The organism is Arthrobacter ginkgonis, from assembly GCF_039540195.1.
Lineage (GTDB): Bacteria > Actinomycetota > Actinomycetes > Actinomycetales > Micrococcaceae > Zafaria > Zafaria ginkgonis.
Genome location: NZ_BAABEO010000022.1, coordinates 1 through 10,149, shown reverse-complemented (window position 1 = coordinate 10,149; position 10,149 = coordinate 1). Strand labels below are relative to the sequence as shown.

General features: G+C 65.5%; 10 protein-coding genes and 1 tRNA gene. 3 read left to right on the top strand and 8 right to left on the bottom strand.

Annotated elements, in window-relative coordinates:
• Positions 1-628: 628 nt before the first annotated feature.
• On the top strand, positions 629-847 hold the full coding sequence (locus ABD912_RS16300) for a hypothetical protein (protein WP_345152415.1): 219 nt from the start codon (positions 629-631) through the stop codon (positions 845-847).
• Positions 848-1,185: 338 nt separating this feature from the next.
• On the opposite strand, the gene ABD912_RS16295 is transcribed toward ABD912_RS16300, so the two are convergent.
• Both ABD912_RS16295 and ABD912_RS16290 read right to left on the bottom strand, forming a co-directional pair.
• Positions 1,186-1,824: a GIY-YIG nuclease family protein gene (locus ABD912_RS16295; protein ID WP_345152414.1), complete on the bottom strand. Its 639-nt coding sequence runs from the start codon at positions 1,822-1,824 to the stop codon at positions 1,186-1,188.
• A gap of 415 nt (positions 1,825-2,239) precedes the next feature.
• Complete coding sequence (locus ABD912_RS16290) at positions 2,240-2,593, bottom strand: hypothetical protein (protein WP_345152413.1); 354 nt, start codon at positions 2,591-2,593, stop codon at positions 2,240-2,242.
• Positions 2,594-2,984: 391 nt separating this feature from the next.
• Here ABD912_RS16290 and ABD912_RS16285 point away from each other — a divergent pair, with 391 nt between their 5' ends.
• Entirely contained in the window at positions 2,985-4,025 is a 1,041-nt protein-coding gene (locus ABD912_RS16285; RefSeq protein WP_345152412.1) for an Ig-like domain-containing protein, read from the top strand.
• Positions 4,026-4,167: 142 nt separating this feature from the next.
• On the opposite strand, the gene ABD912_RS16280 is transcribed toward ABD912_RS16285, so the two are convergent.
• Both ABD912_RS16280 and ABD912_RS16275 read right to left on the bottom strand, forming a co-directional pair.
• On the bottom strand, positions 4,168-4,653 hold the full coding sequence (locus ABD912_RS16280) for a hypothetical protein (RefSeq protein ID WP_345152410.1): 486 nt from the start codon (positions 4,651-4,653) through the stop codon (positions 4,168-4,170).
• A gap of 4 nt (positions 4,654-4,657) precedes the next feature.
• Positions 4,658-5,569, bottom strand: coding sequence for a hypothetical protein (locus ABD912_RS16275; RefSeq protein WP_345152409.1), 912 nt, complete (start codon positions 5,567-5,569; stop codon positions 4,658-4,660).
• Positions 5,570-6,424: 855 nt separating this feature from the next.
• Between ABD912_RS16275 and ABD912_RS16270 the strand changes: the two genes are divergently transcribed.
• The gene (locus ABD912_RS16270) at positions 6,425-7,981 is read left to right on the top strand and encodes a hypothetical protein (protein ID WP_345152407.1); all 1,557 of its coding nucleotides are present in this window, start codon (positions 6,425-6,427) and stop codon (positions 7,979-7,981) included.
• Positions 7,982-8,030: 49 nt separating this feature from the next.
• On the opposite strand, the gene ABD912_RS16265 is transcribed toward ABD912_RS16270, so the two are convergent.
• From ABD912_RS16265 to ABD912_RS16250, 4 genes are all read right to left on the bottom strand, one after another.
• Entirely contained in the window at positions 8,031-8,294 is a 264-nt protein-coding gene (locus tag ABD912_RS16265) for a type II toxin-antitoxin system Phd/YefM family antitoxin (protein ID WP_345152416.1), read from the bottom strand.
• Between the two features lie 359 nt (positions 8,295-8,653).
• Positions 8,654-8,782 (bottom strand): hypothetical protein, encoded by a 129-nt coding sequence (locus tag ABD912_RS16260; protein WP_345152406.1) that lies wholly within the window; start codon positions 8,780-8,782, stop codon positions 8,654-8,656.
• 189 nt (positions 8,783-8,971) lie between these two features.
• Positions 8,972-9,048: transfer RNA gene (locus tag ABD912_RS16255), tRNA-Thr, on the bottom strand.
• Between the two features lie 122 nt (positions 9,049-9,170).
• Complete coding sequence (locus tag ABD912_RS16250; protein WP_345152404.1) at positions 9,171-10,031, bottom strand: DsbA family protein; 861 nt, start codon at positions 10,029-10,031, stop codon at positions 9,171-9,173.
• Positions 10,032-10,149: the final 118 nt, after the last annotated feature.

Sequence of the window (10,149 nt, the reverse complement as noted above, 5' to 3'; positions counted from 1 at the left end):
ATGGCCAGGGCGATGCGATCTGCCCGGAACCCTCTTGTCAGCCCCCCGCCTCATCCTGCGCATGGACCAGGCCATGAACACGCGTTCCTCCCGCGGCACGAACCCGGCCCGCCCCTCAACCCACCCTGCAGCCGCGCCCCAACCCGCAACCGAATGCCACCCTCAGGGTTCGGCGCCCGGGCCCACGAGCCTGCCCCGACCCTCGAACCCCAACCCGACACGCATCACGCCGGATGCGCAGGAACTGCCGAACCCGGATGACGCCGGCCCGCGGCCAACCATTACCCGGTCCCGCATGGCGTCCAACGGATCGAGCGCGTCGCAACAGAAGGACCTACGCCAGATCCTGACTTCGATGCCATCCGAGCGGAATTCCGCCTTCCACAAAGCATTCATCAACCGTCAGTGGCAGTCCTCCATCCACAAACTCGCCGGAACCACCTGTCATCCTGTTGAGCGGACTGGGCGACATCAGGTTCACCGATTTTTGCTGCTGGGGCATAGCACAGGGAGACCCAATACTTCAAAGCAGTTCTTGCCACCCCACAGCAATCGCCAACGGCGGTAGCCGCCAACGACTTGGTTCAGGGGGACGCGAGTTTTCACAGCCGCCCGGTAGCCTAGCGGTATGGCCAGCTCCACGCCCGACCCCGCGATCGGCAGCAATTCGGTCGAGGCTGACCAAGCGCGCGAGCGAGCTGCTCGAATCGCATCTAAGGTGGCTGCCACGATGGCGCTCGAAGGTCAGGTTCTCTCGGACGAGGCCGTGGGGAAACTGTACGAGCAGGCGCTGCGCAACGAGACGCAGAAGATCACCGTGCCACGGCACCAGCAACCTCGAAGTTAGTGTCCCGCGCCTGAAATTCAGTGCCCAGTTGTCGAATATAAGCATGACGGCCATAGGGCGGCTGAAGGCCCCGCTCTCCTCCCACGCCGCCGCCCGGTTCATGCCGCCGACGAACAGCGCATTCAGGGACATCGTCCTGCGGTGTCCGGTGACGCCCCGCAGTTGTTGCAGCTACACCAGCGGGCGGGCTCGGCCTGCAGGACCGACGGCTGGATCCGCGGGCCCGGCCGCGGGACGTGGGGTGGTCCTTGCTGCGGGTTTACCGGCTTCCGTGCTGGCCTGCGCCAGGCGCGGCAGCCGTCGGCAATCTTGGGCAGGGTGACCCAGCAGAAGGGGCCTCAGTTCCTGTTGAGGCCGAATGGGCGGGTCATCAGCGTGTCCTTGTGGGATTCGGCCTTGTTCATCTCTGAGGAGGGCGTGCTGGGCCCGAACACGCGCAGGAGGCTGAAAACGAAGTGTCGGGCATGGTCCGTCTTCGCCCCCGGCGCATCCCCGACAGCGCTGTGCTGGGCCAGCTCGCGGAGCGCGACGTTGCCGCCGTGGCTGTCCCGCGCGTAGGCCGTCCACCGGCCCAGGATGCGTTCGGCGCCGTCGGCCTTGCCGACGTATTGCTTGTCGTTGGTGGAGTCGGTGATGAGGTAGAAGCCCTGAACCTCGGACAGGGCAGCACGCCAGTCGGCGTACCGCGGATCCTCCACCATCTCGCGCAGCTCGTGGTAGGCGAGCAGCACGCCATCGAACCCCGGGAAAGGGACCTTGTCCCGGTCGGCGATCTCCAGCGCGGGCATCTGCGCGGCGGCGAGGGCCTTGCGCTGCCACCTGCGGGGGCTGGCCCATTCGACCACAAGCCGTTTCGTCAAAGGTTCCAGAAACCCTGCCGGGCGCAGATCGAAGGACCGCAGCATCTCGGTGCGCTCCGCGGCCACCTCGCCGTGGTTCTCCACGGGTGCCCCAGAGACGGAAGCGGTTCCGGCCATCGGCAACGAAGATCACCCAGTACCGTGGCGGATCCGGGAGAAAGCTCCAGGGTGAGACGCCCTGCACGCGGGTATACGCGAGGACCCGATCCTGGGTCAGGTCTTCAGGCCCCCGCAGCGCTTCCGGGTCCCCAGGCCTGAAGGCGTGGCGAATGACGAGGATGTCCTCCAGCCGGATTGCCGGGTCATGATCCGCGCCCATGCCGGCGAGCACATGGCCGAGGGTGGGGGCGCACGGGAAGCGGGCAGGAAGGAGGCAGTCGCCTCAACAGGCGCGTCCAAGGCAAGGGATTCCAGATCAGGCACTGGATTACCCAATGCCACCCCGAACGATTCGTGGCGTGCGACACAAGGGGGCCGGATTGCCACGGGGGTCCGCGGCTTGCCGGACTTTCGAAGGTGGCCGCCGCGCGGATCAGGCCTGGTGGCAGGCGCTCACCGTCAGCCCGGGGCACGCCAATGCTGCCGCCGCCGGCCAGGCGTGAAGGTGAGCTCGCACAGCCTCTGCGAGCGCGGCCAACTGCGTGTGGTTTGTCAGGAGTTCGGCGTGCGCCGCCGGTGAGAGGGCCAGTTGGCTTCCGGGGACGGCGCGGCTGCGGGCGTAGGCAATGACGGTGTGCGCAGCGGTGGCATCGAACGGGTCGTTCAGGCTGGTGCGCCGGTGCGGGAAGTCCGGCTGGAACCGATCTGTCAGGGCGGATTCGCCGGTCAAGCCGGACGGGCCGGTGCCGGCTTGGCAGTGGTGCATCATGAAGTGCGGGGCCGTCACCGGGAACGGGGAAGGAGCCTTCGTGGACGATGGGGGCCAGTCCCTCGGTCCCCCAGCAGCGGGTGGCGTTGTGCTGCTCCAGGTCGGTCACGCACTGGCCCGTGCGGAGAACTGGCTGGACGATTGGCTTGGTGGGAGTGCCTGCGTGTGGGGCTGCTCGGGGCGGGATCCTAGGCCACGGCAGGCGGCAGGCCCAGCGTAGGGGGTTCCCGGCTTTTCCCTTGTTTCTCGCGGTTGGAGAAGCTCGGGTACTGGATCTTTGCAAAAGGTGGGCCGGCGTCTGCCGCGCCGGTGTATCCGCCCTCGCCGGGCCGGTAGCGTCGCTTGCGTGGGCATCCGTTGCCCGCGGGGGACTGGGGGCTTCATTCCGCACCGCAGTGAAGGAGATTTGATGCAGCGCATTGCCTTGCCGGCTCTGAGGTTCCGGCATTCGTTCGTTCTGGTCGTGGTCTTGGCCCTAGTGGCCACGCTCTCGCTCGTGTCGGCGCCGTCGTCCCTGGCTGCGGCCAAGAGGGTCGATGAGCGCGTCGAGACGAGCATTATCCATTCCGGCCTGGATGAACCTTCCTGGGCCTACGTCGGGAACCCCGTGGAGATCCTTGCCTCGCTTGGTGCCGAGGACGAGTCGGGGCCGGCACCCACCGGCACCTTGCGATTTACCTTCCACAACGGCGGGATCGCTCCGCTGGAATGGCGTCTGGACGGCAGGGAGTGGCAGACGTATTTCCGCACCTACATCACCCCGAAGCGCATCGGCAAGCACCGCTACACGGTCTCCTATTCGGGGGACAAGAACTACCAGCCGGTGAGCCGGTCCTTCGGCTTCGAAGTATGGACGGGTCCTGACACCAAAACCTCGCTGAAGGTGAACAAGCGAACCGTCACGGTCAGCGAGCCGGTCACCCTCAGGGCCCTGGTCACCACTGCCTCAGGCCGGCCCCAGACGGGTTACGCGGACGGTGCGGTCCAGTTCTACGCGAACGGGGAATGGATCGGCGAGGGGGTCAGCCGGTCCGGCCCGGGCGGATGGGACGCCTCACTGTCGGTTGGCTACCTTCCCGTGGGGACGCACAAGATTGTTGCCGTGTTCGAGCCGATCCTTCATTACGATCTGTCCAGGTCGGAGCCCTTCGTGGTGACCGTCAAGCCGGCAGCCAAGGCGCAGGAGGCCACGGGCTCCCTGACCACCGACCGCTCGGATCCCAATTATCCCCGAACCGTCGCGTCCGTGCGGGCCGCGAAGCCCGGCGGCCCCACCCCGACCGGATACGTGCAGTTCTACAGCGGCGAGTACAAGCTCGAGCTGCCGGTGAAGCTGGTCGACGGCATGGCCACCTCTCCTTATGGGTGGGGTGCGCGTATCTACGCCAAATATCTGGGCGACACCCGTTACGCACCGGCCACGCTGCGGGCGGCCGTCCCCTCCTCCTAGCAAGGAGCGTTCTGATGTCGGCCCACTAGGAGGCATAGCAGTACATGAGCAGACACGAAGGACCGCCCGATACCAGGTGTCGGGCGGTCCTTCCCGTAGATGAAGGCGCTGAACCGCCCATGTCGGGTGACGCAAGGCGGCCTCAGAAAAGTTCCGTTGGCACAGCCCCGCGAACGTGCTCCTCGCTAATGCTGGCTTCCAGAAGAAGCACCAACCGGAGCAGGTAAACCACGCGGAGCAAATTCGTGACGACTAGACAGACTGCGACCACCACGACACCAAACGCCCATTGGCGAAAAGTCTCGCCTAGGGCCATACCGATGAGCGGCATGAGCGTAGCGACAAGCAGGGAGCAGAAGATCCACGTCCAATTTCGTCGAAGCTGGTTCATATAACGCCTGCGCATCTGCACAACGCGTTCGTCCGAACTCTGGTACACCATGCCTGCCGCAAATGTGGCAACAGCCATCACCAGACCTCCCGCCGAAGCCAACGCGGTGAGCATGAGGTCAGTTGCTGTACGGTCCGGAAACGGACCGCCCATCAAAATCCAGACGATCAAGGCTACGAGAGGCGCCGTGCAGTCCAGGGCAGGGTGCCGGAGCATCAGACCCACAGTCTTCGCCATGCCCTCACCTCCGGAGTAGGCTCTCCACACTAGCGTTAAGCTCCGACCGAATACTCTCTAGGCCATCCACCAGCTGGGAGAACCTCGCCTTTTCGGAGCCGCTGCCTGGGATGTCGAACGATATGGCCAGGTCGTGTTCGAGCAGGTGCACGAGTTCCTCCTCGCCATTCTGCGATACGATCCTGGCTTTGCTTCCTCTGCCGCGCCCAACCGTAGTCTTCAGGTCCCGAGAGAAGAAGGCCTTCATGCGGCGGGCGGGCTCCATGCCGCGCGTAGAACGGGGAAGCCGCACTTCGAGGAAGACCTCGATGTCCGAACCAAACTTGCTAGCCAAGCGGTTGACGTACTCAGAGATGTCGTCTTCTTCTCCCTCGTCACTGAACAAGTCTCTGAAGGTCGAAAACTTGGTACTGAACAGGTTGATCCCGTCGGCATTCCTCATGCGGTCCAGTTCAGAAGGGCTCGGCAACGCTCGAACTTCCCAACGAAACCCTTCCGGGCAGGAATAGTTCGCAGCGAGGAATCGACAAACGTCCTGGTGGCTCGGAGCTGAGCGGTCGCCCTTTACGACCCCGAAGATAGTTTGGTGCTCACTGAAAATGACAGTTGACGAATAGGCGAAGCGGTGACGCTCGTTGCTGTCGACCAGCATGTCGGTGATGTGATTGTCCTCACCAATTCGGGACATGAACTGCTTATTGATGGGCCGGTGCATCGTCAACTGGTAACGACCGTTGGACTTCATCGGTTCATAGATCACGTCTTCAGCCACCCGCTTTGTCGCGTCGAGCTCACCAAAACGGGCGAGACTCTGATCCCAATCGCGGGGATCCGGGTGAACGGTCGTCCTGCCGTTGGTTTGCACCGCCTCAAAGAGGCGACAGTCCTTCTCCTGACGCTGGCTTGTTTGTGTCACACTTCCCCCTGGTGCATCCCGTGACGGGCGATGCGCTGCATGTTTCTCAAATCGATCTACTGTCCTACGTTAGTCGTCCGAAGAAATCCGGGCAGCCTGCCCAGTGGCTGCGTTATGGCGCTGGTCATTGGAACGCGACCGCAATCTCCGCCCGGTCGCGATAATGCGCCTCTTCGTCCGCGCGGCCTTCGCGCCCAGCCGTCCTCGAGGCCTCGACGGCGACCGACTCTAGAGCATGTCTCCTAATGGGTGCTTGGTCGTGTTGGCATGGTTGAGCGGCGAAATCACGCTACTCCGTTCTCTCCCCTACCCAGTGGGAGCTGATCGCCCCACTGACACCCTCTTCCCAAGGCAAGGCGGCTATGGACGCGAAGAAGCGCCGGGGTGCTGCAGGGGCGCCGGCGCCCGTCGAGGCTCCCACAGCACCAGTCGAGACGGTGGAGGAGCAGGGCGTACGAATGGCCGGCAAGCTGGTGGTCCGAGTCGGGGCAATCCCCACGCCTGCTGTTGGCGGAGAGGTCATGCAGCAGTGACTGGCCGCAGACGCCCCGCTCCTGGATGCGTGCAGCGCTCCCCTGCGCATGGTCATCGCCACTACCTTGCACCCGCAAGCCCTGGCTGCCGGGTGGGATCCCCCGCATGCTGGACAACTCGCCACCGAAGTGGCCCGGCGCCCAGACCTCCTGGCCGCATATGGACGCGGAAAGGTCCTCGAGCCACTGGCAGGCTCATGCCTGGGGCTCTGCCCGACAAAAGAAGGAGCCCCGACAGGCCAAATGCTGTCCCAGCCCCCGAAGCGTGTCGCGAGACCGTAACCGGTTCCTGACCTGCAGATGTCCTGGTGTTGGATGGAGGGTGGCGGGACGCACCCCGCCGCTCTTTTCCATCATCCCGGGGGACCCCTTGACCAACCACATCACCTCGACACTTCCGCCGGAGGAGACCGGTGCCACGCCGGCCGGCCCGCCGCCGAGCCACCTTCCCGCCTCCGCCGCCCGGACCCCGTTCCGGGCCCGGATCAACCGGGCCGACCTGTTCGTGGACGCGCTCGCCCTGGCCGTGTACCTGGTCACCGTCAACGACCTCTTCTTCGTGGGCGGCTACTTCTTCACTGGCGGCACCGGCGGCAGCCGGATTCCGTTCACCGAGTACCCGATCTTGATGGTCCTGGGCATCCTCACCGTGGTCGGCATCCTCGGCTCCGCCGCGATGCGCTTGACCGGAACCGCCACCCCGCTCATCACCTGGGGCGCGCGCACCGCACCGGCGGCCCTGCTGACCCTGATGATCTGGGTGTACACCTTGGGCATGTTCATCCCGGGCGTGGAGAACAGTGCCGACCCGGGCTTCGGTGCCGCGTTCACCGGCATGCTCGCCTTCGCCGCCCTCGCCGCCGGACCGCGCAACACGGAGACCGACCGCATCCCGACCCGCAGGTGGGCATGGGGTGCCGGCGCCCTGCTGGCGCTGCTGACGCTGGCCAACGTGCTCGCGGCCCTCGGCGCCGACACGGCCAACACGGCCGCCATCACGGTCTCCGTCCTGTCCTCGGTGGCGCACGCCGCGGTCGTCGCGATCCTGCTCTATCTGCCCGTCCCCGGGGGACGGCAGGCGCTCGCATTCACCGCAGCGGTGCTGGCCCTGCTGTGGATTGCCCAGTTCACGCTTGAGAATAACTTCCAGCACCTGGGCCGGGACCAGCCGATGGGCAACTACCAGTTCTGGTTGCCGGCGTCGGCGCTGGCGTTCGGGTTCGTTCGCAAGCGCACCGCACCGCGCGCCCACGCGACCGGGGCTGCGGCCCTCATCGGCCTGTTCGGGGCCGCGTCCGTCCTGCAGCTGGTGCTGGTCTTCACCGGCGTGATCGACTCCACCTTGTTCGTGTGGGCCCCGGTCCTGTCCGGGATCGCTGCCGGAGTGTTCCTGGTGCAGCGTGCCGCGGCCCGGCGCGCCCGCCTGATGCCGGGGCTGGCCGTGATCGCTGGCCTGCAGATCGTGCTGCTCGCCTACGCGGCCTCCGGCAGCATCCTTTCCGTCGGCGGGATCGGACGCTCGATGGGGTTGGCGCTGGCGTTCTCCATCCTGTCCCTGGTCGCCATCTACCGGCTCGACCGGGACGCATCACTGCCGGTGCTGACCGACCGCCTCGCCGCCACCGTGCCGGCCGAACAGGTGGCCGCCGCGACCGGCATCGCCAACCGTCAGGCCGCCGGAGTGTTCGCCGGCCTGTCCTGGCTGACCGGGCCGGTGGGCATCCTCTTCGGCATGCTCGCCCTGGGCCGGGCCGACCTGGCCGAGAGCACCGGCCTGCACACCACCGCGATCCGCATGATCGCCGGCGCCGGCGTCGCCCTCGGGGTAGCCAGCGCGATCTTCGCCTACGGGTGGCTCACCATCGCCGCCTCCCGCTGACCGGCAGGGAGCACACAAAGGGGCGGGGCACCGGCCGGTGCCCCGCCCCTTACCCAATGTCACGTCTAGCGTTCAACTGGTCCACTGATTGGAGGAGCCTGCGGGCGTTCGCCGGGGTGCTCAGCAGCCAAGCTGTCTCCACCAGCGAGGCATATTCGGCTTGGGGGACCAATACGACGGCATTTTTCCCGGACCGCGTGACGACAATCGCCTCGCAGTCCTCCGTCACCTGGTCCAAGGTTTCGGCCAGCCTCGATTGAAGACTTGCCTCGGTTATATGCTTCACCGACTCTCCCCTTTCGCTCACCCTCATCTTCAGTATCTCGTACGCGGGGACGAGCAACCTCGTGCCCCCAAAGCAAGATGAGGTTTCCGATCTCATTCGACGCATCGGTGCGGATGAACCCTTTCAGAGCCAAGGCCAGACTGCACCAAAGCAGATCGGATCGGGTCAACGGGTCCAGCAACTCGTTGGTCATTTTTCCGTGTCGTCCGCGAGGTCTTTACTGCCCAGCAGATCCTCTGGCTGCGATGATTCGCAGGACAGGCCCTAGTTGGATTCGACGTGGATGACCGGGCCAGAGGCGGTAGCATCTAGGCCACCAGTCCGGTGGTGCCGATCACCTTGCCCATCAGGATCCGCAGCCATTCGATTTCCACGGTACCGCCGGGCTAGCTGCCGAGCCGGGCGTGCAGCCGGGCCTGCTGCTGGACGGTGAAGACCCCGCCGGCTTCCCGGGCCAGTTCGACGGCCTTCGCGTCCAGCATGCGCAGCCAGGCGGGGTCAATGAGGACGCGCATCGCGCGTAAGGTTTCCATACCCGCTGAGAGCGCCGGGGGCGGTGCCTGGTTCACAATGAAGCGCGTGCAACAAAGCTGTAGAACGGCCTGTCAATCTTGTCAAAATGCAATCATTCTGCAAAATGGCCTTTTTCGCACCTCCGCGACACGCTGACAGCGTTATAAAACGCCTAGTCAGGCACCGCTTCTTGGAGCCCCCTACGGGATTCGAACCCGTGACCCCCTGTTTACAAGACAGGTGCTCTGGCCAACTGAGCTAAAGGGGCGATCAGCCGAAGGCAAGTCCGGCTAGCACGTCAAGCCTAGCGGAATCCGGGGACCAACCGGAAAACGGGAAACAGGGCGGCGCGGCCACCCTTGCTGGGTGCCGGCGCCGCCCTGCGACCTGCTACTTGTTGTCGTCGATGAGTTTCTGGGCCCAGGCGGCGAAGTCTTCATCGGCGGCGGCGTCCCACACCTTGCCCTGCACCCACACGCTCGGAGTGCCGGGGATGGCGTCGATGCGGGAGGCCGTGTCGGTGAACTTCACGAACGGGCGGAAGGTGCCGTCCTCGATGCAGCCGGACACGTCGGCTCCGTTCGCCTTGGCCAGGTCGGCGAGTTCCTTGTTGCTCATCTCGCCCTGGCTGTGGTGGGCGAACACCGCCTCGGCGAACGGCAGGTAGGAGGCAGGAGCGGCGTCGGCCACGCACGCGAAGGCGTTCGCACCGCGCGAGGAGTAGTTGGTGGACGAGTTGCGGTCCAGGTAGGCGACGTTGCGGTATTCGAGCGTGATGTCCTTGGCCGCCACCCAGGTCTTCAGCTGCTCCGCATAGGCCGACTCGAACTCGGCGCAGTGGACGCAGTTGGCGTCGACGTAGATGACCACCTGCGCCGGCTGCCCCTTTTCCGCCGCTGCAACGCCGCGCGGCTTGGTTTCCTGCTCGCCTTCGGGAACCTCGCCGAGCGCCGCCCAGTCGACGGTCACCCCGGAGGTGGGCGCGACCTCGGTGTCGGAAACCAGCGTGATGCCGCCGTACTCGTTGCCGCCCTTGGGCGCCGGTCCGGACTCGGCCACCTCGCCGCGGCTGTTCTGCAGGATGATCATGGCGATCAGCCCGATGACCAGGACCACCGCCAGGACGACACCGATCTTCACCAGCAGGGACTTGCGCTTCGCGGCGGCAGCCTGCTGTTCGTGCAGCAGCCGCGCCTGCTCACGGGCCGCGGAAGTCCTCTCCGCCTTGCTGGGCCGGTTGTTCGATGCCATCGCCATCCATCCTTGCTAGTCATTTAGGGGGTCTGGAACCAAAACCCAGCTTAGCCGCCGCGGGACCCGCGCCGAGCGCCAGCGAGGCGTGGGAGGCGGATAAGCGTTAGCCGCCGCG

What these genes read in the sequence shown, in the direction of transcription:
- ABD912_RS16300 (WP_345152415.1), top strand. Translation starts at nt 629, where the DNA reads ATGGCCAGCTCCACGCCCGACCCCGCGATCGGCAGCAATTCGGTCGAG.
- ABD912_RS16295 (WP_345152414.1), bottom strand. Translation starts at nt 1,824, where the DNA reads ATGGCCGGAACCGCTTCCGTCTCTGGGGCACCCGTGGAGAACCACGGC.
- ABD912_RS16285 (WP_345152412.1), top strand. Translation starts at nt 2,985, where the DNA reads ATGCAGCGCATTGCCTTGCCGGCTCTGAGGTTCCGGCATTCGTTCGTT.
- ABD912_RS16280 (WP_345152410.1), bottom strand. Translation starts at nt 4,653, where the DNA reads ATGGCGAAGACTGTGGGTCTGATGCTCCGGCACCCTGCCCTGGACTGC.
- ABD912_RS16265 (WP_345152416.1), bottom strand. Translation starts at nt 8,294, where the DNA reads ATGAGGGTGAGCGAAAGGGGAGAGTCGGTGAAGCATATAACCGAGGCA.
- ABD912_RS16260 (WP_345152406.1), bottom strand. Translation starts at nt 8,782, where the DNA reads ATGCGCGTCCTCATTGACCCCGCCTGGCTGCGCATGCTGGACGCGAAG.
- ABD912_RS16250 (WP_345152404.1), bottom strand. Translation starts at nt 10,031, where the DNA reads ATGGCATCGAACAACCGGCCCAGCAAGGCGGAGAGGACTTCCGCGGCC.